The following is a 22,587-nucleotide window of genomic DNA, read 5'->3' on the forward strand; positions in this document are numbered from 1 at the left end:
CGAAGAGTGAATTCCGTTGAAGAGTGGAGGAGTTGACCTTTGTGTGGTGATCCTTCAGAAGGCCCGGAGGCGGTTACGCGTCGTCGAGGCCGCGCTCGATGGCGTACCGGACGAGCTCCACGCGGTTGTGCAGCTGGAGCTTGCCCAGGGTGTTCTGCACGTGGTTCTGCACGGTGCGGTGCGAGATGACGAGCCGTTCGGCGATCTGCTTGTAGCTCAGGCCCTTGGCGACCAGACGCAGGACCTCGGTCTCGCGCTCGGTGAGCTGCGGGGCCTTGGGCTCGTCCGCGCCCGCGGCGGGCGCGGGTTCGGAGGCCAGGCGCCGGTACTCGCCGAGGACGAGGCCCGCGAGCCCCGGGGTGAAGACGGGGTCGCCGGCCGCCGTGCGGCGCACCGCGTCGGTCAGCTCCTCGGTCGACGCCGACTTGAGCAGGTAACCGGTGGCGCCGGACTTCACCGCCTCCAGGACGTCGGCGTGCTCCCCGCTCGCCGACAGGACCAGGACGCGCAGGGCGGGGTCGGCGCCGACGAGTTCCTTGCAGACCTGCACGCCGGGCTTCTTCGGCAGGTTCAGGTCGAGCACGAGGACGTCGGGCGCGGCGGCGCCGGCCCGGCGCACCGCCTGCTCGCCGTCGCCCGCGGTGGCCACCACGTCGAAACCCGCCTCGGCCAGGTCCCTCGCGACGGCGTCGCGCCACATCGGGTGGTCGTCGACCACCATGACCCTGATCGCACCTGCCGCGGCACCCTCCCGCTGCTGCTCGGTCATCTTCCCGATCCCGCCTTCCCCCGTGAAACCTTCGGAACTCTCAGTTCGACCTCGGTGCCCTGTCCCGGCACCGAGATCAGCTCGGCCGTGCCGCCGATGTCCCGCAGCCGGCCGCGGATGGACTGGGCGACACCGAGCCGCCCCTCCCCCTCGGCCTGCGCGAGACGTCCTTCCGGAATGCCGGGTCCGTCGTCCCGCACCGTCACGATCACGGCGTCGGGCTCGTCCTCGACGAGGATCCAGGACCGGGCGTCCGTCCCCGCGTGCCTGCGCACATTGTCCAGGGCGGCGCTGACGGCCGCCGCCAGTTCCTTCGCCGCGGCCGGCGGCAGGAGCACCGGTGCGCCCGGCTCGGCGAAGCTCACCCGCGCCCCCGCGTGCGGCGCGAGGAGCGACCTCAGATCGCAGGGCGTCGAGGTACCGGGCAGGCCGTCCGGCTCATCCACGACCCGCACGAGCGCGCCCTGCGAGGCGTCCTCGGAGGCACGCGAGGCGGGCACGAGACCGCCGGCGACCAGGGTGCGCAGGGCGACCTCCTGCTCACCGGCCATCCTGCCGAGCTCGGCGGCCTCACCGCCCAGCGCGGTGCCGCGGCGCTGCACCATGGCGAGGACCTGGAGCACGCCGTCGTGGATGTCGCGGGCGAGCCGCTCCCGCTCACGGGTGGCCGCCTCGATCTCCAGGGCCCGGGCGAGGGTGCGCTCGGAGGCGCGGGCCACCTCGACGACGTAGCCGATGGCGATCGACGCGATGCACACGAGCAGGACGTTGTGGAGGGTGTCGCGGCTGAAGGCGCCGCGCTGCACCACGTTCGCGACGCCGACGAGCAGCGAGGCGAACGCGGCCCACCGCCAGCCGCCCTTGACCGCGTACGCGAGGACCGCGCCGGCCGTCCAGATCGACGGCAGGGTCGGGCCGCCGGCCACGATCCGGCTGTGCTCGACGGCGACCGGTGTGAGCAGGATGCCGGCGAGCGCGACGATCAGGTCGGCGGTGAGGAAGCGCTTGGTGCAGCTCGCGGCGTTCGCGACGCGCGGCAGCGTGGCCAGGGTCCACACGACCAGGACCACGAAGTAGCCGATCGCCACCCATGGGCGGTGGAACCTGTCCTGCGCGGTGACGAACAGGCCGATCGCGTACAGCATCGTCAGCAGCCGGTACGCCGTCAGCGCGCGCCACAGCGGCTGCTCGACGGACATCGTCATCACGCGTTCACGCCTGGCCACGCACCCACCCCCCGAACTGCGGCTCCCGGAACGTCCGCTCCCAGAACGACGACGCGGCTAGGAGGCCGGCCGTTCCACGCCGCCGCCCTTGTTCTCCTTGGCTTCCTTCTCGGCCAGGGCTTCCCTCTCCGCCTTGGCCTCCTTCTCCGCCTTGGCCTCGGCCTTCGCCGCGTCCGCGATCTGCCGCTTGGCGGCGGTCGCGTACATGTCGACGTACTCCTGGCCGGAGAGCTTCATGATCTCGTACATGACCTCGTCGGTCAGGGCCCGCAGCACGAACCGGTCGTGCTCCATGCCCTGGTAGCGGCCGAAGTCGAGGGGCTTGCCGATGCGGATGCCGGGACGCATCAGCTTGGGCAGGACCTTGCCGGGAGGCTGGATCTTCTCGGTGTCGATCATCGCGACCGGGAGGACGGGCGCGCCGGTGGCGAGCGCCACGCGCGCGAGGCCACCGGGCTTGCCGCGGTACAGGCGGCCGTCGGGCGAGCGGGTGCCCTCCGGGTAGATGCCGAAGAGCTCGCCGCGCTCCAGGACCTCGATGCCGCTCTTGATCGCCGCCTCGCCCGCGCCGCGCGAACCGGAGCGGTCCACGGGCAGCTGTCCGACGCCCTTGAAGAACGCGGCCGTGAGCTTGCCCTTCACGCCGGGCGTCGTGAAGTACTCGGCCTTCGCGATGAAGGTGACCTTGCGGTCGAGCACCGCCGGCAGGAAGAAGGAGTCCGAGAAGGACAGGTGGTTGCTGGCCAGGATGGCGGGACCCTCGGCGGGAATGTTCTCGAGGCCCTCCACCCAGGGCCTGAAGCCGAGCTTCAGCGGCCCTCCGATGGCCACCTTCATTGCGCCGTAGATCAACCCACTGCCTTCCCTTGTCCGTGGTCAGACCTTAACCCGCGCCGCAGCTCCGAGGCCCGACGACCCTGGTCGGTGTCAGCACGGTCGCGTACGGTGAAGTACGCCCCGCAGTCCCGGGCGATCCCCCTCTCATGAACAGGAGACCGAAGGTGCCGGTCATTCCTGGAGCCGAGCCGTACCGCCACGAGGGCGGAGAGGTCGGCGTCCTCCTCTGTCACGGTTTCACCGGTTCCCCGCAGTCGCTGCGCCCCTGGGCGGAGTACCTCGCCGAGCGCGGCCTCACCGTCTCGCTCCCCTTGCTGCCCGGTCACGGCACGCGCTGGGAGGACATGCAGGTCACCGGCTGGCAGGACTGGTACGCGGAGGTGGACCGCGCCCTGCGCGAGCTGCTGGACCGGTGCTCCCAGGTCTTCGTCTTCGGTCTGTCGATGGGCGCCGCCCTCGCGCTGCGGCTCGCGGCGAAGCACGGGGACGAGGTGGCGGGCCTGGTCCTGGTGAACCCGGGGAACAAGGTGCACGGCCTCGCCGCGCACGCCCTCCCGGTGGCCCGGCACCTCGTGCGCTCGACGAAGGGGATCGCCAGCGACATCGCGAAGGAGGGCTCGTCGGAGATCGGTTACGACCGGGTGCCGCTGCACGCCGCGCACTCCCTGCGGAACTTCTTCCGCATCGTCGACCGTGAACTGCCGCAGGTGACACAGCCGTTGGTCGTCCTGCACAGCACCCAGGACCATGTGGTGCCGCCCGTCGACTCGGCCCGCGTCCTCAGCCGGATCTCGTCCACGGACGTCGAGGAGATCCTGCTGGAACAGAGTTACCACGTCGCGACGTTGGACCATGACGCGGACCGGATCTTCGACGAGAGCTATGCGTTCATCGGCCGGCTCGCCCCCAGTGTCGGTAAGGAAGGGACGGCCACCGGTGGCTGAGCAGGACCGACGTGAGCCCGCCGGCGACGAGAGCCGCGAGCCGGAGGACGCGTCAGCCGAGACGGCGGCGTCGGGCACGGCGCCGCCCGGTCCGGCGCAGCTCGGCAAGGAGCAGCAGCCCGGCGCGGACGCGGCTGCTGCTGCGGCGGCGGCCGAGGGCGCCGGCGAGCCCGTGGACGAGGACGCCGCCTGGGCCGCCATCGTCGCCGGGTACGGCGAGGAGCCGCCGGACCCGCCGGGCGCCAGGCCCTTCAGGTCGATCGAGGACCTGGCCCTGCCCGACCTGGACACGGACGGCTCCGAGACGAACGGTTCGGACACGGACGGCCCGGAGGGAAGCGGCTCGGCGCCGGACACCGCGAAGACCGGCAAGTCCGGAAAGCCCGCGACGCCGCTCGGCTCGTCGGTCTCCTTCGCACCCGGCGTCGGCGGCCCCCGCGACTACCGGCCGGCCGAGCCGTCGGACAGCGACGCCGACGACGAGGGCCACTTCGTGCCCCCGGAGCCCCCGCCGCTGCCCGAGGCGGACGTCACGGCCAAGTTCGCCTGGCTCGCCGTGATCGGCGGCCCGGTCCTGATGCTGCTGGCCGTGCTGCTCGGCTGGCAGATGACGTGGTGGCTCACGACGGTATGCGTCGGTGGCTTCCTCGGCGGCTTCGGCACGCTCGTGATGCGCATGCAGGGCGACGATGACGACGACGATCCGGGGCGCGGCGCGGTCGTCTGACCCGGTCAGACCCGGGCGGCGGGAACCCTGAGGGCGGCCAGGACCGGCAGATGGTCCGTGGCCGCCCTCAGGTCGTCCTCGCTCACGCCCGGCATACCCACCGGGACCCCGCAGCCGAGGACCTCGACGCCCTGTGTGGCGAGGATCGCGTCGATGCGCTGATGCGGGTCGGCCGGTGTCGAGGTGTACTCGCCGAGCCACGGCTTCGTGGCCCAGGCGTCCTGGAGAGCCGCCGCGAGGCGCCGGAACGTGCGGCCGCCGGGGCGTTCGTTGAGGTCACCGCCCGCGACGGCGTGCTCGACGCCGAGCGCCGCGAGCCGGTCGAGGAGCATCCCGCCCTGCACGTACCGCTCGTCCTTCTGCAGGCTCAGATGGCAGCTCAGTACGCCGATCCTGGCGTCGCCGAAGCGGACGACGGCGGTCGCGAAACCACGCCGGTGCAGTCCGGGGGTGAGGGGCAGCAGGACGTCCTCGGTGCGTTCGACGGTGGCGCGCAGGGAGCAGAGCAGCGCCGGGCCCGCGGCGCTCGCGCCGCCCGAGAGGATCACCAGGTCGGAGGCAGCCGCGAGCCGGGCGAGCTTCTTGCGCCAGCGGAAGAATCGGGGCGCCTCCTGGATCAGGACCAGGTCGGGGGCGCAGGCCGCGATGACGCGGGCGAGCGCGGCGGCGTCGTCGCGCATCGAGCGGATGTTGTAGCTGAGCACCCGGACGACGGCCGAACCGTCGGGTTCGGTGCGGGAGTTGGGGAGCGATCCGGTGACCATGACGATCAAGATACGACGAACGCCCGCCGTTTCTCCGGGGAAACGGCGGGCGTTCGGTGGCTGAAGCAGCCGGTGTCACATGATCGGGTCGGGCTCCCGCGCCAGGTCCGCCGCTCCGACCATGCCCGCCTTGTTGCCGAGCTGGGCCGCGATGACGTCCGCCACGGGGCGCCAGTTGCCGCCGACCAGCCAGCGCTTGTAGGACTTGCGGATCGGGTCGAGGACGAGCTCGCCCTCGTCCGAGAGTCCGCCGCCGACGATGAACGCGGACGGGTCGAACAGCGAGGCCAGGTCGGCGAGGCCCGCGCCGGCCCAGCGGGCCAGCTCGCGGTACGAGTCGACGGCCACGGCGTCACCCTGGCGGGCGGCCATGGAGATGTGCTTGCCCTCGATGCCGTCCGGGGTTCCGTCGCCCAGCGAGAGCAGGAACTCCGCGTTCTCCGGGGTCGCGTTGGCGCGCTGCTTGGCGTAACGGACGAGCGCGCGGCCGGAGGCGTACTGCTCCCAGCAGCCCTGGCTGCCGCAGCCGCACAGCAGGCCGTCCGGGACCATCCGGATGTGGCCGAACTCGGCGGCCACGCCGAAGTGGCCGCGGCGCAGCTTGTTGCCGATGATGATGCCGCCGCCGAGGCCGGTGCCGAGCGTGATGCAGATGACGTTCCGGTGGCCCTTGCCCGCGCCGAACTTGTATTCGCCCCAGGCGGCCGCGTTCGCGTCGTTCTCGACGACGACCGGCAGGCCGACCCGCTTCTCGACCTCTTCCTTCAACGGCTCCTGGCGCCAGTCGATGTTGGGCGCGAAGTAGACCGTGGAGCGCTGGCGGTTGACGTATCCGGCGGCGCCGATGCCCACGCCGACGATCTCGTGTCCTGCCCGTGCGCCCTCGACGGCCGAGGCGATCGCGTCAACGATGGCCTCGGACGTGCTGGGAGTCGGCACCTTGAACGTCGAGAGGATGTTGCCTTCCTCGTCGACCACGCCGGCCGCGATCTTTGTGCCGCCGATGTCGACGCCGATGGTGAGTCCCATGAATCCCTCAGTTCGGTCGAGCCCCGCTACGGCCCACCGTACCCGAGCGGCTCTCAGTCGAGGTCGATGTGTTCGCCTGGCGGAGGCGCTTCGGGACCCTCGTCACGGGGGTCCGTGTCGTCCCCGGCGGCCCGTCCGGCCTGGGCGCCCGACGAGCGCTGGGTCCAGCGCTGCTCCTGGCGCTCGACGGCGGAGCGGTAGGCGGCGAGCAGCTCGTTGCCCGCGGCCGCGAGATGGTCGAAGACCTCGGGGTTGCGCTCGACGACCGGCTCGACGGCCGCCTTCGCCTGCTTGACGACCTGGCTGACGACCTGCTGCGCGGTGCCCTGGGCGACCGCGCCGAGAAGGGGCGTCTGGAGCCCCGACAGCTTCTCGGCGACGGCGTCGACGAGCTTGCGCAGCTCCTCGGCGGCCGAGCCGGGCTGGGGCCCGTACTCGGCACGGCGGCGGGCCTTCTCCTCCGCGAGGTCCTCGGCGCACGCCTTCTCCCAGGCGTCGGCGTCGGCCTCGGGTGCGGGCTGCTCGGTGGCGTCGCTCATGGCGGCTGACTCCTGCGAGAACGTATATGGGTGGGTGCGTACCAGGAGGTGCGTACCTTCGACGTTACCCGAACGGCGGTAATCCGTTCACCGTCCCCGCGGCCACAGGTCGGGGTCGGGGGTGAACCTGATGCGCAGGACGCCGTCGCGCAGGCCGGCGCCCGCGACGGTGCAGCGGCGCAGCGCCGACGGCAGGGAGACGATGCGGCGGAGCGGTCCGGCGGTGACGACGAGTTCGTCGCCGCGCCGCACCAGCCCGAGGTCCTCGCGGACGGTGCCGGGCAGCGGCAGGTGCCACACGAGGACGCCCTCGTCGGCGATGCGGTCCTCGACGGGCCACTCCGTCGCGGCCGGCGCGGCCGGGACCGGCGGTGCGCCGAGCGCGGCCAGGTCGTCGGCGCCGCGCGGGTCACGGCCCAGATGAGGCAGCTCGTGCACGTCGTACGTGCCCTGCCAGGTGGCGACGACCTTGCGCTGGCGGGCGGCGGCGTCGGTGAGCCAGGGGTCGGTGGAGCCGTCGGGGAGCACGCGGGAGGCGAGCAGCGCGTCGGCGCGCAGGCCCTGCAGGGCGAGGGCGGTGGTCGTGGTGAGCAGGGCGTCGGCCGCGGCGGGCGTGGGCTCGGCGACGAGGCGCACCGTCGTGTGCGGGTCCTCGATGACGGCCTGGGCGGCGGCGAGTTCGGTGTCCCAGCGGTCCGCCGTCTCGTACAGCCACTCCGCGGGCATGGGGACGCCGGCGAGGCGGCCGAGGAGGGGGCGCAAGGCGCGGGCGGCCTGGCGTTCAGGGGGGAGCAGACGGCGCAGGTAGCGGCGCAGTTGTTCCGGCAGGGCGAGCAGGGCGAGGGCCTGCGGCGTCGAGGGGAGGTCGACGACGACGAGGTCGTAGGGGCCGTGGGCGCTGTCACGCAGAGCGCGGAGCAGGGCGAGCTCGTGGCTGCCGGGAAGCGGGGTGAGTTCCTCGGCGTCGAGGCGGGTGGCGCCCAGGAGGTCGAGGGCGGACGCGGCCTTTTCCTGGAGGCCGGCGAGGTCCTCGCGGAAGCGGTCCGCCGGGGCGAGACGTATCGCGGTGAGACCGGGTTCGACGGACGTCGGCGCCGCGCTCGTAGGGGTGGCGAGGGCGGCGCCGAGGGTGTCCGTGGGGTCCGCCGAGAGCACGAGGGTGCGGGCTCCGCGGCGGGCGGCGGTGAGGGCCGTGGCCGCGGCGGCGGTGGTCCGGCCGGAGCCGCCGGGGCCGGTTACCAGAACGGTGCGCATGGAGTGTGAGGCTACCTGGGGCGCGGGTCGCCCCCGGCGGACCGCTGGGGGCGGGGTTCGGCCGAGAGCACGAGAGTGCGGGCTCCGCGGCGGGCGGCGGTGAGGGCCGTGGCCGCGGCGGACGCGCCCCCGGCAGGCCGCCGGACGCGGGCGGCGGACCGCCGGACGGGGGCGCCGGACCGCCGGACGGGGGCGCCGGACCGCCGGACGGGGGCGCCGGAAGCTACTTCGTCTCCACGCGCTTCTTCAGGCCGGCGAGGGCGCGGTCGATGATGACCTTCTCGGCCTTGCGCTTGATCATGCCGAGCATGGGGATCTTGACGTCGACCGTGAGGCGGTAGGTGACCTCGGTGCCCGATCCGGACGGCTTGAGGAGGTACGTGCCGTCGAGGGAGCGCAGCATCTGGGACTTGACCAGGGTCCAGGAGACCTCGTTGTCCCCGGTCCAGGTGTAGGCCAGGGTCTGGTCGTCCTTGATCGCTCCGGCGTCCATGACGAGTCGCACCTGCTCGGCGCGGCCCGCGCCGTCCGTGGCGAGGACCTCGGCCTCCTTCACCTCTCCCGTCCAGTCGGGGTAGCGGGCGAAGTCGGAGATCACCCCCATGACATCGGCCGGTGCCGCCTCGATCGTGATGCTCGAGCTGGTGTGTTCCGCCATCGCGGTGGCTCCTCCAGATGCGGTCCGCTGAGGGGTGGTGTGTATCGCGTGAAGGCTACCGCGCACCGGCGGCGGCGCTGTCACCACTCCAGGGCCCAGGGCCTGCCCGAACCCGCGAAGTGGCCGACATTGACGCACTCCGTCGCCCCGATCCGCATGCGCCGGGCGAGCGGCTGGTGGACGTGACCGAACAGGGAGTACCGGGGGCGGGTGCGCCGGATCGCCTCCAGGAGGGCGCGGCTCCCGCGCTCGAAGCGGCGCGCGACGGTGTCGTAGACGAGTTCGGGGACGTCCGGCGGGATATGGGTGCACAGCACGTCGACCTCCCCGACGGCCTCGATCTTGGCGGCGTACTCCTCGTCGCTGATCTCGTACGGGGTGCGCATGGCACTGCGCAGTCCGCCGCCGACGAAGCCGAAGACGAGGCCGCCGATCTCGACGCGCTCGCCGTCGAGGACGGTGGTGCCGGGTCCGGCGTACTCGGACCACAGGTGCGGGATGTCGACGTTGCCGTAGGTGGCGTACGTAGGTGTGGGGAACGCCGCGAAGAGCTCGGCGTACTGCTTGCGCACCGCCGTCTCGATGGCGGTCCCGCGATCGATCCCGGCCCACAGTCCGGCGCCGAACGTACGTGCCTCCTCGAAGCGGCGGGCGGTGCGCAGCTCGACGATGCGGTGCGCGTTCTCCACGCCGAACAGGTCCGGGAAGATGCCCCGCGAATGATCTGCGTAGTCGAGGAAGAGCACCAGGTCACCGAGGCAGACGAGGGCGTCCGCCCCGTCTCCCGCCCGGGCGAGGTCTGTGGAGTTTCCGTGCACATCGCTGACCACATGTACGCGCATGCGATCACCCTAGAACTGTGTGGGAATCGTGGGTAGAGGGGGCCGGACCTGCGGTTACTTCCTATTCGCCGATTCGGTGGACTAGGGTCGGCGGAGCAGTTACACGGCGTGTGACGCAGCGAACATCTGGCCTGGACCCCCTACCGGAAAAGCAGTACCGGTGGGTAACGTCCGGGCAGTCCAGTAGTGCTCAGTATTTCAACCACTGGAGCTACCACTGCTTCAGCAGCTGAGCACCTGCCCGATCTTGGACCGCATCGTCGACTCACACAATGCCGTGGCGCCGGTGCCCTATGAGGAGCAGCAGTCTTGCGCGAGTTCAGCCTTCCGGCCCTGTACGAGGTCCCTGCGGACGGCAATCTGACCGACATCGTCCGCAGAAACGCCGCGCAGCACCCCGACGTCGCCGTCATCGCCCGCAAGGTGAACGGCACCTGGCAGGACGTCACTGCCACCACCTTCCTCGCGGAGGTGCGGTCCGCCGCCAAGGGCCTGATCGCCTCCGGCGTGCGGCCGGGCGACCGGGTCGGCCTGATGTCCCGTACCCGCTACGAGTGGACGCTCCTCGACTTCGCGATCTGGAGCGCCGGCGCGATCACCGTCCCGGTGTACGAGACCAGCTCCGCCGAGCAGATCCAGTGGATTCTCGGCGACTCCGGCGCCGTGGCCTGCGTGGTCGAGAGCGCCGGGCACGAGGCCACCGTCGAGTCCGTGCGCGACCGCCTCCCCGGCCTCGCGCACGTCTGGCAGATCGACGCCGACGGCGTCCAGGAGCTGGACCGCGCGGGCGCCGCCGTCTCCGACGCGACCGTCGACGAGCGCAGCGCCGTCGCGAAGGCCGACGACCCGGCGACGATCGTCTACACCTCGGGCACCACGGGCCGCCCCAAGGGCTGCGTCCTCACGCACCGCAGCTTCTTCGCCGAGTGCGGCGACGTGGTCGAGCGCCTCAAGCCCCTCTTCCGCACGGGCGAGTGCTCGGTGCTGCTCTTCCTGCCCGTCGCGCACGTCTTCGGCCGCCTGGTCGAGGTCGCCTCGCTGATGGCCCCGATCAAGCTGGGCCACGCCCCCGACATCAAGCACCTCACCGATGAACTGGCCGCGTTCCGGCCGACGTTGATCCTGGGTGTGCCGCGCGTCTTCGAGAAGGTCTACAACTCGGCGCGCGCCAAGGCGCAGGCCGACGGCAAGGGCAAGATCTTCGACAAGGCCGCCGACACGGCCATCGAGTACAGCCGCGCCCTGGACACCCCCAAGGGCCCGTCCATCGGTCTGAAGCTCAAGTACAAGACGTTCGACAAGCTCGTCTACTCCAAGCTGCGCGCCGTACTCGGCGGCCGCGGCGAGTACGCGATCTCCGGCGGCGCCCCGCTCGGCGAGCGCCTCGGCCACTTCTTCCGCGGCATCGGCTTCACGGTCCTCGAGGGCTACGGCCTGACCGAGTCCTGCGCCGCCACCGCCTTCAACCCGTGGGACCGGCAGAAGATCGGCACGGTCGGCCAGCCGCTGCCGGGTTCCGTGGTCCGGATCGCCGACGACGGCGAGGTGCTGCTGCACGGCGAGCACCTGTTCTCGGGTTACTGGAACAACGAGGCCGCGACCGAGGAGGCGCTGGCCGACGGCTGGTTCCACACGGGCGACATCGGCACGCTCGACGAGGACGGCTACCTCCGGATCACCGGCCGCAAGAAGGAGATCATCGTGACGGCGGGCGGCAAGAACGTCGCCCCGGCCGTCATCGAGGACCGCATCCGTGCGCACGCCCTGGTCGCCGAGTGCATGGTGGTCGGCGACGGGCGCCCCTTCGTCGGCGCGCTCGTCACGGTCGACGACGAGTTCCTCGGCCGCTGGGCCGCCGACCACGGCAAGCCGGCCGGCTCGACCGCGGTGTCCCTGCGGGACGACGCGGATCTCCTCGCGGCGATCCAGGCGGCCGTGGACGACGGCAACGCGGCGGTCTCCAAGGCGGAGTCGGTGCGCAAGTTCCGCATCCTGCCGACCCAGTTCACGGAGGAGTCGGGGCACCTGACGCCGTCCCTGAAGCTGAAGCGGAACGTGGTCGCGAAGGACTACGCCGACGAGATCGAAGCGATCTACCGGGGCTGAGCCTTGCGAGATCTACCCGGCTGAGCCTTGCGAGATCTACCGGCTGATCCTTGCGGGGGCTCCACCCCCGCACTCCCGCGTCCCTGTCCTCAGACGCCGGACGAGTTTCCTCGGACGCCGGACGGGCTGGATGATCCATCCAGCCCGTCCGGCGTCAGGCGTTACAGCAACTCCCGCAGCCGCTCGGCCAGCAGATCCCACCGCCAGCGCTCCTCGACCCACTCACGCCCCCGCTCCCCCATGCGCCGCCGCAACTCCGCGTCGCCGAGAAGCGTGATGATCCGGTCCGCGGAGTCCTCCGCGTCACCGCCCTTCACGACCCAGCCCGTCTCCCCGTCGAGCACCGCGTCCGGCGCGCCGCCGGAGTCGCCCGCGACGACCGGCAGGCCCGTCGCCGACGCCTCCAGGTAGACGATGCCGAGTCCCTCGACGTCGAGGCCCCCGCGCCGGGTCCGGCACGGCATGGCGAACACGTCGCCCGCCCCGTAGTGCGCGGGCAGCTCCGACCACGGCACGGCCCCCGTGAAGCGCACCGAGTCGGTGACGCCCGTCTCCACGGCGAGCTTGCGCAGCTCCTTCTCGTACGGGCCGCCGCCCACGACGAGCAGCACCGCGTCCGGGACGGCCGCCAGGATCCGCGGCATCGCGAGGATCAGGGTGTCCTGCCCCTTGCGCGGCACGAGCCGCGAGACGCACACGACGACGGGCCGGTCGGTCAGTCCGAGCCGCTCGCGCACCAGGGCGCCGCCGGAGCCGGGGTGGAACGTCTTCTCGTCCACACCCGGCGGCAGCTGCACCATCCGGCCCGCCGCGGCGGGCGTCAGCGCGGCGGCGATCCGCGACCGCGTGTACTCGCCGAGATACGTGATCGTGTCCGTCGACTCGCCGATGCGGCGCAGGAGTTGGCGGGACGCGGGCAGTTGCGCCCAGCCGGCCTCGTGCCCGTGCGTGGTGGCCACCAGGCGCTGGGCTCCGGCCTTGCGCAGCGCCGGGGCCATCAGGCCGAGCGGGGCGGCCGCGCCGAACCACACCGACGTGCAGCCGTGCTCCTTGAGCAGGCCCGCCGCGCGCCGGGTGACGCGGGGCGTCGGCAGCAGCATCGTCGTACGGTCGCGCACGACGGTGAAGGGCTGCTCGGCGTCGAAGGCGGCGGTCGCCTCGACGCCCTCGCGGGTGCGCTTCCAGGTGGAGGCGTAGACGACGAGCTGCTCGGGGTCCAGGCGGAGCGCCATGTTGTGCAGGAACGCCTGGATGCCACCGGGCCTGGGCGGGAAGTCGTTGGTCACGATCAGGGTCTTGTGCATCGCCGCCGACAGTACCTAACGCGCCGGTGGGCCGTGCTTCACGGCCCCTGCACAGTTCTGCCCGGCATCATGGCCCGAATGATGCCGAGAATCCCGGTCCCCGCGGTGCTGGTGTGGGCCGCGACCAGGGCGCTGCTCCTCCTGTGCGTCCTGAAGGTGATCACGGTCCCGGGTCCCGACGTGACGAGCGACGTCTCCGTCATCTACCGCAACTGGTACGGGATCCTGCGCACGGGCACGTTCCCGCTGGACGACGTCACCTGGCAGTACCCGCCGGCCGCCGCGGGCGCGATCCTCTCCCCCGCCCTCCTGCCGTTCCTGTCCTACGCCACCGCGTTCTTCGTGCTCGCCCTCCTCGCCGACGCGCTCACCTTCGGGCTCCTCGTGTACGCGGGCGGGCGGCCCGGCAGGTCGTGGCGCGGGGCGTGGGTGTGGGTCGCGGGCGTGCCGCTGCTCGGTCCGACCGCGTACGCCCGTTACGACGTCATGGTCACGGCGGTCGCGGTGGCGGCGCTGCTGGCCGGGGCTCGGCACCCTCGCGTCATGGGGGCGCTCACGGGGCTCGGCGCGCTGCTGAAGGTGTGGCCCCTGCTCCTGCTGCTCGGGACCCGCCGCGGCCGCGTCACGCGCGTCTCCTGGGGCGGCGCGGCCGTCACGGCCGGCGCCCTGCTCGTCGCCTTCGCGGCGGCGATGCCGGGCGCGCTCGGCTTCCTCACCTCCCAGCGCGACCGTGGCACGGAGGTCGAGTCGCTGGGCGCGCTGGTGTTCCACGTGGCGCGGCAGTTCGGCTGGCCGGGTTCCGTCGGGCTGCACTACGGCTCGATGGAGTTCCTCGGCCCCTACGTGGACGTCGTGAGCGTGGTCGCGCAGGTGCTGACGCTGCTCGCGTTCGCCTGGCTCCTGACGTGGCGGCTGAGGGCGCGGGCCTGGGCGCCGGGGACGCTCGCGGACGCGGCGTTCGTCGCGGTGCTGCTGTTCACGACGACGAGCCGGGTGATCAGCCCCCAGTACATGCTGTGGCTGACCGGTCTGGCCGCGGTGTCGACCGTGTTCTCCGCGAGCCGGATGACACCGCCGGCCTGCCTGGTCGTGGCGGCGTCCCTCGTCACGTTCCTGGAGTTCCCGCTCGGCTTCGGACACGTCGTGTACGGCGACGGACTCGGCCTCGCCCTGATCCTCGTACGCAACGGACTGCTGGTCGCCGCCTCCCTCACCGCCGCCCGGCGCCTGTGGCGGCAGACGGTCACGGAGCCGCGGGCGCGCGAACAGGCGCCGCCTCCCCGGGCGGCTCGTGACGAGACCCTGCTCACGTCATGACCCGCGGGCCGGTCAGCCCAGCTGGGCCCGCAGGTAGTCCCGCCAGTCCGCCGTGAACTTCTCCTCCGTCGTGCCGAGCACGCTCGCCATCGCCTCCTCGACCGCCCCGGTCCGCCGCTTGTGCTTCCCCACGGCGCGGTAGAAGTCGTTCAGCTTCGCCTCGCCCCAGCGGTCGGCGATCATCCGGCAGGCCAGCCACCCGCCCTCGTACGCCTGCGCGAGCCGCCCCGCGTCGCCGGAGAACCCGAAGTCCGGGTCGGTGGGGAGCGCGGCCGGCAGTCGTCCGAGCCGCACCGCGCGTTCCAGTTCCGGCGCGGCCTGCCCCGCGGAGCGGCCGGTGCCGCGGTAGCCGGCCCAGTCCGCGTACCCCTCGGACAGCCACAGCGGAGTCGCGCCCGACGTCGCCGCGCGGGTGGCGACGTGGGTCGTCTCGTGCGTGAGGACGACCTGCTTGCCGAAGGAGCCGAGCACGCCGTACGCGTCCGGATTCACGATGATCCGGTCGGCCGGCGTCCGCCCCGGCGCCCCCGCCTCGCCGGTCGTCACCGCGGCGATCCCCCGGTACCCGGCGGCGGGCGACCCGAGCAGCGCCCCCATGCCGTCGAGGGACTTCGGGACGAGGACCACGACCCGCCGGGCCCAGCCGGTCCCCCAGGCTTCGCTCACGGCGGGCACTGCCTCGTCGGCGAGGTCCGCGTAGTCGCTCAGCGCGCCGTGGGACCTGCCGACGCCGAGGACGAGACTGTGCGCGCCCCGCTCGACGACGACCCTGCCCTGTTCCCAGAGCTGCTCGCCGGTGTTCGGGGCGGGCCGGTCGGAGGTCACGTACCAGCGGCCCCCGCGCAGTTCGAGCCCGAGGGAGCGCCCGGAGACGACAGGGGCGCTGTCGTAGCCCTTGATCCGGTAGCGCAGCTCCGCACCGGCCGTGGCGTGGCTGCCGGAGCGGTCCAGGCGCGTGAGCCGGTACGTCCAGGAGGTCAGCGGGACGTCGGTGAGGTTCGCCGGAACCTCGGCGTCCGCGCTGCCGGTGGCCCGGTACGCGGTCGGATCCCGGGCGAGGACGGCGTCGGCCCTGCGGTCGAGGGTGTGCTGCACATCGTCCCGCGCGGTGTCCTGCGCCGCTCCCCCGCCGCAGCCGACGAGCCCGGTGAGCAGGCCGGCCACGGACAGCAGGGCGACACACGCCCCCGCTCCACCCGCACCACGCCCACGACCAGCCATCCTCCCGATCGTACGGCGCCTGCCGCGCCGGGCCCCGCCTGCATCGACCGCTCAGACCCGTGTCACGGACGACACGGGCATCATGCCCACCGGGTCGTAGCGCACGGGCGCGCCGGGGTACGGGGCGTGGATGACCTGGCCGTTTCCGACGTACATCCCGATGTGGCTGGCGTCCGAGCGGTAGGCGACGAGATCGCCGGGCCGCGCCTCGGACAGCGGCACCTGCCGGCCCGCGTACCGCTGGGCCTGAGAGGTGCGCGGCAGGCCCACGCCCGCCCGCGCGTACGACCACTGCATGAGGCCCGAACAGTCGAACGCGGAGGGCCCGTTGGCGCCCCACACGTACGGCTTGCCGACCGCGGACATGGCGGCGGCGACCGCCGCGGCGGCCCGGCCGGACGACGGGACGCCCGCGCCCGACAGATCGGGGACGCCGTCGCGCGCGCCACCGCGCGAGGCGCGCTCGTAGGCCTCACGCTGCGAGGCGGGCAGGGAGTCGAGCAGACGGCGCGCCTTGGCGAGCTTGTCCTCGACGGTCCGCTTGTGCCGGGCGACGGCCTTGCGGGAGCGCTCCAGGTCGACGAGTTTGAGGGTGGCCTCGGCGCGTTCCTGGGACAGGTCGCGCTGCGCCCGCTGCAGTTCGGTGAGTTCGCCGGCCTGGCGGGCGGTGATGCGGTTGAGGACGGACGCCTTGTCGAGATAGCCGTCGGGGTCCGACGACAGGAGCAGGGCGAGAGCGGGGTCGATGCCGCCCGAGCGGTACTGGGCTCCGGCGAGCGAACCGAGGGCGCCGCGCATGGTGTTGATGCGGTCCTGCCCGCGGGCGACGCTGTCCTGAAGGTCCCCCAGTTCGTCGCGGAGCTTGTCGGCGCGCTCGTCGGCCTTGTTGAACGCCTCGGTGGCCTGTTCGGCCTGCTCGAAGAGGCGGTCGACCTCGGCCCGGGTGCCGGACGGGCGGTCCTGTGGCGCGGCGCCCGCGGGGGCGGCGGTGAGTCCGGCGGCGGTGGCCGCCACGGCCGACAGGACGTACACAGTGGAGCCGCGCGCGCTCCGGTCGAGGCCGGACTGTGCGGGACGGCGATGAGACCCCACGAGTAGCCGCTCCCCCTTCCGCTGACGAACGACCCCCGGCCGGAGAACCCGGTCGGGGGAATGCGGGGCGACAGTAGCCGCGAGGGGCGGGCGCGGCCAACGACCGCTGTGGGCGGAAAACGCGACGCCCCGCCTATGACGCAGGTCATGGGCGGGGCGTGGGGTAAGCGGGTGATGCCGGAATTCGCCCGAACGGGCGCGCTTTCGCGTCGCGCTCGCCCGGTGGATCCGGACCAGGTCCTCAGCCGGACCGCACGGTCAGATGCGGACGCCGAACATGAACGAACCGACGGTGCTCATCGACTCGTAGCGCACGACGGCGCCGGGGTGCGGGGCGTGCAGCACCTGGCCGTTGCCGGCGTACAGGCCCACGTGCGCGAGGTTGTTGAAGAACACCAGGTCGCCGGGCTTGAGCTGGCTCATGCCGATCTTCGGGCCGTCGTTCTGCTGCGTGTACGTGGTCCGGGTTATGCCCACACCGGCCTGTCCGTACGACCACTGGGTGAGCCCGGAGCAGTCGTAGGAGTTGGGGCCCGTGCCGCCGGAGACGTACGGCTTGCCGAGCTGGGTGGCGGCGGCGCTCAGGGCGGCGGCACCCCGCTTGGAGGCCGGGACCTCGTTGCCGAGGTCGACGCGGGCGCCGGCGGAGCGGCTCGCGCGGGCGTCGTCGGCGGCCATCTTCTGCCGCTCGGCGGCGGTGAGGGTGTTGAGGAGCTTCTGCGCGGCGCTGAGCTTGCTCTGGACCTGCTGCTTCTTCTTGCCGAGTTCCGTGCGGGTGTCGGCGAGGTCCTTGAGCTTGTCGGCGGCCTCCTGGCGCTCCTGCGCCAGCGAACGCTGCTTCTCCTGGATCTTCTTCAGGCCCTCGACCTGCTGACCGCTGAGCTGGTCGAGCGTGGAGGCCTTGTCCAGGAAGTCGTCCGGGTCGGCGGAGAGGAAGAGCTGGACGGAGGGGTCGATGCCGCCGGAGCGGTACTGCGCGCTGGCCATCGAACCGAGGCCGGAGCGGAGCTCGTTGAGGTCCTCCTGGCCGCGGGCGACCTTGTCCTGGAGGTCGCCGATCTCCTTCTCGAGCTTCTTCTGCTTCTCCTTGGCCCCGTTGTACTTGTCGGTGGCCTTCTCCGCCTCTTCGTAGAGCTTGTCGACCTTGGCCTTGACCTCACTCTTGGTCGGCTTCGGCGCGGCCTGTGCCGCCTGCGACGTGAGGGCCACGGCTGCGGCGGCGGTTGCGGTGAGCACGGTCACACGGGTGCGGCTCGGCTGCTTGGGTCGACGGTGGGACGCCACGAAGGCGAGCTCCTTCTTCCTCCAGCCGCCTACCGACACGCCGGTGGGCGGTGACCCTCTGCCGTCACTCCCGATGAGCGATCACCCGAGCGGAGGTTCGAGGCCAGACCCTAGTGACCTTCCTGTGATCAGTTCAAATCCTGACGGGAAAAAAGTCGGTCACCGAGCGCATTCTTTGCACGCAACTCACGTGCGGTAATGCTCGTTTGACACTACGTTGCGTAAACGATCCGCCAATTCGGGCATCAGGCCCAGAGGTTACGTATGAGACCTACGTTGCCTATGTGGCGAAGGGCCGGAACCTGCGCGGCGGTCGGTCAGCCGCGCGAGAGACGCTTCAGGAGCGTCACGGAGGCGACGGGACGGGCGCCCGACTTGGCGACCCCGTCGGCCACCTCGCGGTCCGTGGAGACGACCACCACGGGCCGTCCGGAGGGCTCGGCGCGCACCAGCTGGCGGATCAGTTCGTCGGCGGTCACACCCGCCTTCGAGAACAGCACACGCACCCCGCGCGGCGGCGCCAGCAGTACGGGCGCGGCGAGTTCGGCCCCGTCGAAGACACAGGTGACCTCGGCACCGGTCTGCGCGGCGAGCTGGGAGAGCGAGCCGAGCAGCCTCAGCCGCTGCTTCTCCAGCGGCATCGTCGGATAGCCGGTCTTGGTGACGTTGTAGCCGTCGACCACGAGATGGGCCTGCGGCAGGGCGAGCAACTGGTCCAGGATGGCGGGGTCGTGCTCGGACAGGGCGCGGGCCGCGATGTCCTTCGGCGACATCCGCCCGGGTTCGACGGCGTCCACGGTCTCGGCGGGGCGCACGGACACGGGTGGCAGCGCCAGTTCGCGGCGCAGCCCCTGGGCGGACTCCAGGACGGTGTCGAGCAGCAGCCGTACGCGCATGTCCTCGACGCTGCGGCCCTCGCGCGCCGCCTTGCGGGAAGCCTCGAGCGCCGCCTCCGTCTCGCCGAGCCGAGCCTTGAGCCGCCGCGTCTCGCTGTCGGCGGCGGACAGCTGCGCATGCGTCTCGGCCCGTACGGCCTCGGTCTCGCCGTGGACCTTGCGCAGGGCCGCCTCGCCGCGCTTGACGTCGCTGAGGGCGCTGCGCAGCTTGCGGTGGAGGGACTCGGCCTCCTTCTTCGCCGACTCCAGCTCCGCGCGCAGCCGTTCGGTCTCGGACCTGCCCTGCTCACGGGCGGCCTCGACCTCCGCGCGCAGCCGCTCCAGCTCGGCCTTCGTCTCCTCGTCGGCGCGCTCGGCGTCGGCCCGCACGGCCTCCTCGCCGGCGGCCGCCACGAGCTTCACCCAGCCCGTGGGCCGCAGCACATAGGCCGCGGCGGCCACGTCCAAGGGGTCGGCGGCGGGCGGCGGCGCCCCGGAGTCCAGGGCGCCGGCGAGCTCCGGCTGGGCGTCTCTGAGACGTTCGCCGATGCGCTGGCGGAAGAGCGTGTCGCTCTCCACGGCGGCCGCCATCGCGTTGCCGGCGAACTTGGCGCGCCGGGTCGGGGTGAAGCGCGCATACTGCCGCAACTGGGGCGGCAGTTCGGCGACCGTCAGCCCGCCGAAACCGTCCGAGACGATCTGCACGACCCGGTGCCGCACACCTTCGGGCAACGGCCGGTCGAGCACCTCAGCGGCGCCGTCCCCGGCCTCCCCGCCTTCGCTCTCCACCATCCGTCACCCCAATGTCCGTATTTTCGGGGGGTCCGCTCCCTCAGGAGCCGGCACCCGGCCTGTCCACGAGTTCGACCTGATCCACCGCGTTGCACCAGCGGCAGCGGACCGACTCGATGGTCTCACTGACCACCTCGCGTTCCTCGACCTTCGGGTCACCGGCAAGGTCGAGGTGCACGTATTCGACGACCTTCGACGAGCGGGTCACGTCGAAACGCGTGAGGTTGCCGCAGAGAGTGCAGCGCCAACGGGTCTCGGCGGTCGGCAGGGGAACCGTCATCGGGGCTGTCGCCTTCTTTCGGGGTCGTACGTTTTCCGTGGTGCGTGGTGCCAGTAACCCTACGGCCTGGCGGGGACCCCCCGCGCGGGCGTCCACAGTGGGGAATCCCGGCAGGCCGTCTGGGCAGGTGTGCACCGTTACGTCATGATCTGGCACATGATCGACAATTGGGGTACGGCGGCGGTGAGGACGGTCAGGTCGGCCGTCAGGAACCAGCCGGCACCGGTGACGTACGGGCTGATCGTGCTGTGCTGCGTGGCCTTCCTGCTGTCCCCGGGGTCCGGGCTCAACCCCGCCTACGGCACGGGCGACCGGCTGCTCGCCGCGCAGAGCGACTACTTCGCCCGCTGGGGCGTGATCCCCTCCCAGCTGCTCACCGGCTCCCCACGCGCCGCCCTCACCACCGTCACGGCCCTCTTCGTCCATGGCAGCTGGCTGCACCTGCTCGGCAACATGCTCTTCCTGTACGTCTTCGGCGCGATGGTCGAAGAACGTATGGGCCACCTCCAGTTCGCGCTCTTCTACCTGCTCTCCGGCTGCGTGGCGCTGCTCGGCTACGCGATCGCGCACGCGAGCTCCGAGCAGACCCTGGTGGGTGCCTCAGGGGCGATCTCCGCGGTGCTCGGGGCGTTCCTGTACCTCTTCCCCAGGGCGCGCGTGACGAGCGTGTTCCCGTTCCTGTTCTTCCTGCCGCTGCGGTTTCCCGCGTGGGTGGTGCTGCCGTTCTGGGTGGCGCTCCAATGGGCCGCGGCGCGGCAGGGCAGCCAGGGGCCCGGGGTGGCCTACCTGGCGCACCTGGTCGGGTTCTCCGTCGGGTTCCTCTACGCGTGGGTGCGCTACGGAGGGAGAGAGCGGGGTGCGCGGAGCGCTTCTGCGCGCGGGCGGGGGCGGGAGACGGGAGGGCTAGAGTGAAAGCAGCCCCAGCCACGGCCACCGAGGGAGACAGCCAGCCGTGATCACCGCGATCGTGCTCATCAAGACCAGCGTGGACCGGATCCCCGAGATCGCCGAGTCGATCGCCGCCCTCGACAGCGTCAGCGAGGTCTTCTCCGTGACCGGAACGTACGACCTGATCGCCATGGTGCGCGTCGCGCGCCACGACGACCTGGCGGACGTCATCCCCGGGAAGATCAGCAAGATCCCCGGCGTGGAGGCGACGGACACGCACGTCGCGTTCCGCACCTACTCGCAGCACGACCTGGAGGCGGCGTTCGCGATCGGGCTCGACTCCTGATCCTGTCCGCTTGACGACCGAAGGCCGCCCCGAGGGGCGGCCTTCGTCATGTCCGGCGCGGTGCGCGGATCACACGGCGGGGACGCAACGCCCGTCCTCCGTGCGGTAGTTCCAGCGCGCGCCGTCGCGGACCAGCTCGGTCACGGCGCGGACGAAGCGCTCGACGTGCTCGTCCGGGGTGCCGGCGCCGAAGCTGACGCGGATCGCGTTGAGGGACTTCTCGCCGGGCGCGGCCTCGGGCGCCCCGCACTCCCCCTGCGACTGCGGGTCGCTGCCCAGCAGGGTGCGCACGAGCGGGTGGGCGCAGAAGAGGCCGTCGCGCACGCCGATGCCGTACTCGGCGGAGAGCGCGGCCGCGAAGTGCGAGCTGTTCCAGCCGTCGACGACGAAGGAGATGACGCCGACGCGCGGGGCGTCGTCGCCGAACAGCGAGAGGACCTTCACCTCGGGCACGGCGGCGAGACCGTCACGGACCTTGCCGATCAGGTGCTGCTCACGGGCGACGAGCGAGTCGAAGCCCGCCTCGGTGAGGGCCTTGCAGGCGGAGGCGATGGAGTAGACGCCGATGACGTTCGGCGAACCGGCCTCGTGGCGGGCCGCGCTGTCGTGCCACTCGACGTCCACACCGCCGTCCGCACGCCGCGCGACCTTGCGGGAGGCGCCGCCACCGGCGAGGTACGGCTCGGAGGCCTGGAGCCAGTCGGCGCGGCCGGCGAGGACGCCGGAGCCGAAGGGGGCGTACAGCTTGTGCCCGGAGAAGGCGACCCAGTCGACGTCGAGGTCCTGGATGTCCACGGGGTGGTGCGGGGCGAGCTGCGCGGCGTCGAGGACGATACGGGCGCCATGGGCGTGGGCAGCGGCGGCGAGCTCACGGACGGGCCACAGCTCGCCGGTGACGTTCGAGGCGCCCGTGACGCACACCAGGGCGGGCCCGTAGGGGTCGCGCTCGGCGAGGGCGCTCTCCAGGGTCTGGACGGCCTCGTCGGGCGTGCGCGGCGCGTTCAGGTACGTCACGCGGGCGTCGCGCCACGGCAGGAGCGAGGCGTGGTGTTCGGTCTCGAAGACGAAGACCTCGCAGTCGGCGGGGAGCACGGCGGCGAGCAGGTTGAGCGAGTCGGTGGTCGACCGGGTGAAGATCACCTGGTCGTCCGCGCGGCAGCCGAGGAACTCGGCGACGGTCACGCGGGAGTTCTCGAAGAGGTCGGTCGACAGCTGCGAGAGGTACCCGGCACCGCGGTGGACGCTGCCGTAGTACGGCGCGTAGGCGGCCACGTCGTCCCAGACCCGCTGGAGCGCCGGGGCGCTGGCCGCGTAGTCGAGGGCCGCGTAGGTGACCTCGCCACCGGTGACGAGCGGAACGGTGACATCCCGGCCGAGAACCGGCAGAGGGGTACAAAGCGACTGGTCGGCGGCAGCGGTGGAGACAGACATGGCGAACTCCCGTGAGAGGTAAGCGAATTGACCGCGCCGGAGCCGATGGCTCGACGGCGCAG

22 protein-coding genes are annotated in these 22,587 nt (G+C 72.1%); 6 read left to right on the forward strand and 16 right to left on the reverse strand.

Going from position 1 to position 22,587, the window contains the following annotated elements; all coding sequences use genetic code 11:
- Positions 1–73: 73 nt before the first annotated feature.
- From LGI35_RS14530 to LGI35_RS14540, 3 genes are read right to left on the reverse strand one after another with little or no spacing between them, the layout of a single operon-like run.
- Entirely contained in the window at positions 74–769 is a 696-nt protein-coding gene (locus tag LGI35_RS14530; protein ID WP_227294264.1) for a response regulator, read from the reverse strand.
- Positions 766–1,995: a MacS family sensor histidine kinase gene (gene macS, locus LGI35_RS14535; protein ID WP_227294265.1), complete on the reverse strand. Its 1,230-nt coding sequence runs from the start codon at positions 1,993–1,995 to the stop codon at positions 766–768. The genes LGI35_RS14530 and macS overlap by 4 nt, the downstream gene beginning before the upstream one ends.
- Before the next feature lie 57 nt (positions 1,996–2,052).
- Positions 2,053–2,832 (reverse strand): lysophospholipid acyltransferase family protein, encoded by a 780-nt coding sequence (locus tag LGI35_RS14540; RefSeq protein WP_227300304.1) that lies wholly within the window; start codon positions 2,830–2,832, stop codon positions 2,053–2,055.
- 164 nt (positions 2,833–2,996) lie between these two features.
- On the opposite strand from LGI35_RS14540, the gene LGI35_RS14545 reads away from it, so the two are divergent.
- Complete coding sequence (locus LGI35_RS14545) at positions 2,997–3,776, forward strand: alpha/beta hydrolase (RefSeq protein ID WP_227294266.1); 780 nt, start codon at positions 2,997–2,999, stop codon at positions 3,774–3,776.
- A complete protein-coding gene (locus tag LGI35_RS14550) occupies positions 3,769–4,503 on the forward strand; it encodes a hypothetical protein (protein WP_227294267.1) in 735 nt (244 codons plus the stop codon). Before LGI35_RS14545 ends, LGI35_RS14550 begins: the two co-directional genes overlap by 8 nt.
- Positions 4,504–4,508: 5 nt before the next feature.
- On the opposite strand, the gene LGI35_RS14555 is transcribed toward LGI35_RS14550, so the two are convergent.
- The 6 genes from LGI35_RS14555 to LGI35_RS14580 all read right to left on the reverse strand — a co-directional run bounded on the left by LGI35_RS14555 (position 4,509) and on the right by LGI35_RS14580 (position 9,589).
- Complete coding sequence (locus tag LGI35_RS14555) at positions 4,509–5,267, reverse strand: endonuclease/exonuclease/phosphatase family protein (protein ID WP_227294268.1); 759 nt, start codon at positions 5,265–5,267, stop codon at positions 4,509–4,511.
- A gap of 75 nt (positions 5,268–5,342) precedes the next feature.
- A complete protein-coding gene (locus LGI35_RS14560) occupies positions 5,343–6,296 on the reverse strand; it encodes an ROK family glucokinase (protein ID WP_100592179.1) in 954 nt (317 codons plus the stop codon).
- 53 nt (positions 6,297–6,349) lie between these two features.
- Entirely contained in the window at positions 6,350–6,835 is a 486-nt protein-coding gene (locus LGI35_RS14565) for a DUF5304 domain-containing protein (protein ID WP_227294269.1), read from the reverse strand.
- An 87-nt stretch (positions 6,836–6,922) separates the two neighbouring features.
- Positions 6,923–8,089 carry an ArsA family ATPase gene (locus LGI35_RS14570; protein WP_227294270.1) on the reverse strand — a complete coding sequence of 389 codons (1,167 nt, stop codon included), beginning with the start codon at positions 8,087–8,089 and terminating at the stop codon, positions 6,923–6,925.
- Between the two features lie 223 nt (positions 8,090–8,312).
- Positions 8,313–8,747: an SRPBCC family protein gene (locus tag LGI35_RS14575; RefSeq protein WP_116502535.1), complete on the reverse strand. Its 435-nt coding sequence runs from the start codon at positions 8,745–8,747 to the stop codon at positions 8,313–8,315.
- Positions 8,748–8,827: 80 nt separating this feature from the next.
- Positions 8,828–9,589, reverse strand: a complete 762-nt coding sequence (locus tag LGI35_RS14580; RefSeq protein WP_227294271.1) for a metallophosphoesterase family protein — start codon at positions 9,587–9,589, stop codon at positions 8,828–8,830.
- Between the two features lie 309 nt (positions 9,590–9,898).
- Here LGI35_RS14580 and LGI35_RS14585 point away from each other — a divergent pair, with 309 nt between their 5' ends.
- Positions 9,899–11,695 (forward strand): AMP-dependent synthetase/ligase, encoded by a 1,797-nt coding sequence (locus tag LGI35_RS14585; protein ID WP_227294272.1) that lies wholly within the window; start codon positions 9,899–9,901, stop codon positions 11,693–11,695.
- A 161-nt stretch (positions 11,696–11,856) separates the two neighbouring features.
- Here LGI35_RS14585 and LGI35_RS14590 read toward each other — a convergent pair whose 3' ends face one another.
- Positions 11,857–12,999: a glycosyltransferase family 4 protein gene (locus LGI35_RS14590; RefSeq protein ID WP_227294273.1), complete on the reverse strand. Its 1,143-nt coding sequence runs from the start codon at positions 12,997–12,999 to the stop codon at positions 11,857–11,859.
- 78 nt (positions 13,000–13,077) lie between these two features.
- On the opposite strand from LGI35_RS14590, the gene LGI35_RS14595 reads away from it, so the two are divergent.
- Positions 13,078–14,316, forward strand: a complete 1,239-nt coding sequence (locus LGI35_RS14595) for a glycosyltransferase 87 family protein (RefSeq protein ID WP_227294274.1) — start codon at positions 13,078–13,080, stop codon at positions 14,314–14,316.
- 12 nt (positions 14,317–14,328) lie between these two features.
- Here LGI35_RS14595 and LGI35_RS14600 read toward each other — a convergent pair whose 3' ends face one another.
- The 5 genes from LGI35_RS14600 to LGI35_RS14620 form a co-directional block, all read right to left on the reverse strand.
- Positions 14,329–15,537 (reverse strand): hypothetical protein, encoded by a 1,209-nt coding sequence (locus LGI35_RS14600; protein WP_227294275.1) that lies wholly within the window; start codon positions 15,535–15,537, stop codon positions 14,329–14,331.
- A gap of 51 nt (positions 15,538–15,588) precedes the next feature.
- Entirely contained in the window at positions 15,589–16,629 is a 1,041-nt protein-coding gene (locus LGI35_RS14605) for a C40 family peptidase (protein WP_227294276.1), read from the reverse strand.
- 258 nt (positions 16,630–16,887) lie between these two features.
- Entirely contained in the window at positions 16,888–17,913 is a 1,026-nt protein-coding gene (locus LGI35_RS14610; RefSeq protein WP_227294277.1) for a C40 family peptidase, read from the reverse strand.
- Between the two features lie 317 nt (positions 17,914–18,230).
- Entirely contained in the window at positions 18,231–19,580 is a 1,350-nt protein-coding gene (locus tag LGI35_RS14615) for an NYN domain-containing protein (protein WP_227294278.1), read from the reverse strand.
- Positions 19,581–19,620: 40 nt separating this feature from the next.
- Complete coding sequence (locus LGI35_RS14620; RefSeq protein WP_100592168.1) at positions 19,621–19,860, reverse strand: hypothetical protein; 240 nt, start codon at positions 19,858–19,860, stop codon at positions 19,621–19,623.
- Positions 19,861–20,016: 156 nt separating this feature from the next.
- On the opposite strand from LGI35_RS14620, the gene LGI35_RS14625 reads away from it, so the two are divergent.
- Complete coding sequence (locus tag LGI35_RS14625; protein ID WP_227294279.1) at positions 20,017–20,772, forward strand: rhomboid family intramembrane serine protease; 756 nt, start codon at positions 20,017–20,019, stop codon at positions 20,770–20,772.
- 40 nt (positions 20,773–20,812) lie between these two features.
- The gene (locus LGI35_RS14630) at positions 20,813–21,094 is read left to right on the forward strand and encodes an Lrp/AsnC family transcriptional regulator (RefSeq protein ID WP_100592167.1); all 282 of its coding nucleotides are present in this window, start codon (positions 20,813–20,815) and stop codon (positions 21,092–21,094) included.
- Positions 21,095–21,163: 69 nt separating this feature from the next.
- Here LGI35_RS14630 and LGI35_RS14635 read toward each other — a convergent pair whose 3' ends face one another.
- The gene (locus LGI35_RS14635) at positions 21,164–22,525 is read right to left on the reverse strand and encodes an aminotransferase class V-fold PLP-dependent enzyme (protein WP_227294280.1); all 1,362 of its coding nucleotides are present in this window, start codon (positions 22,523–22,525) and stop codon (positions 21,164–21,166) included.
- Positions 22,526–22,587: the final 62 nt, after the last annotated feature.

Source organism: Streptomyces longhuiensis (genome assembly GCF_020616555.1).
GTDB lineage: Bacteria > Actinomycetota > Actinomycetes > Streptomycetales > Streptomycetaceae > Streptomyces > Streptomyces longhuiensis.

What these genes read in the sequence shown, in the direction of transcription:
- LGI35_RS14530 (WP_227294264.1), bottom strand. Translation starts at nt 769, where the DNA reads ATGACCGAGCAGCAGCGGGAGGGTGCCGCGGCAGGTGCGATCAGGGTC.
- LGI35_RS14580 (WP_227294271.1), bottom strand. Translation starts at nt 9,589, where the DNA reads ATGCGCGTACATGTGGTCAGCGATGTGCACGGAAACTCCACAGACCTC.
- LGI35_RS14575 (WP_116502535.1), bottom strand. Translation starts at nt 8,747, where the DNA reads ATGGCGGAACACACCAGCTCGAGCATCACGATCGAGGCGGCACCGGCC.
- LGI35_RS14615 (WP_227294278.1), bottom strand. Translation starts at nt 19,580, where the DNA reads ATGGTGGAGAGCGAAGGCGGGGAGGCCGGGGACGGCGCCGCTGAGGTG.
- LGI35_RS14625 (WP_227294279.1), top strand. Translation starts at nt 20,017, where the DNA reads ATGATCGACAATTGGGGTACGGCGGCGGTGAGGACGGTCAGGTCGGCC.
- LGI35_RS14600 (WP_227294275.1), bottom strand. Translation starts at nt 15,537, where the DNA reads ATGGCTGGTCGTGGGCGTGGTGCGGGTGGAGCGGGGGCGTGTGTCGCC.
- LGI35_RS14620 (WP_100592168.1), bottom strand. Translation starts at nt 19,860, where the DNA reads ATGACGGTTCCCCTGCCGACCGCCGAGACCCGTTGGCGCTGCACTCTC.
- LGI35_RS14555 (WP_227294268.1), bottom strand. Translation starts at nt 5,267, where the DNA reads ATGGTCACCGGATCGCTCCCCAACTCCCGCACCGAACCCGACGGTTCG.
- LGI35_RS14565 (WP_227294269.1), bottom strand. Translation starts at nt 6,835, where the DNA reads ATGAGCGACGCCACCGAGCAGCCCGCACCCGAGGCCGACGCCGACGCC.
- LGI35_RS14540 (WP_227300304.1), bottom strand. Translation starts at nt 2,832, where the DNA reads ATGAAGGTGGCCATCGGAGGGCCGCTGAAGCTCGGCTTCAGGCCCTGG.
- LGI35_RS14570 (WP_227294270.1), bottom strand. Translation starts at nt 8,089, where the DNA reads ATGCGCACCGTTCTGGTAACCGGCCCCGGCGGCTCCGGCCGGACCACC.
- LGI35_RS14635 (WP_227294280.1), bottom strand. Translation starts at nt 22,525, where the DNA reads ATGTCTGTCTCCACCGCTGCCGCCGACCAGTCGCTTTGTACCCCTCTG.
- LGI35_RS14595 (WP_227294274.1), top strand. Translation starts at nt 13,078, where the DNA reads ATGATGCCGAGAATCCCGGTCCCCGCGGTGCTGGTGTGGGCCGCGACC.
- LGI35_RS14560 (WP_100592179.1), bottom strand. Translation starts at nt 6,296, where the DNA reads ATGGGACTCACCATCGGCGTCGACATCGGCGGCACAAAGATCGCGGCC.
- LGI35_RS14590 (WP_227294273.1), bottom strand. Translation starts at nt 12,999, where the DNA reads ATGCACAAGACCCTGATCGTGACCAACGACTTCCCGCCCAGGCCCGGT.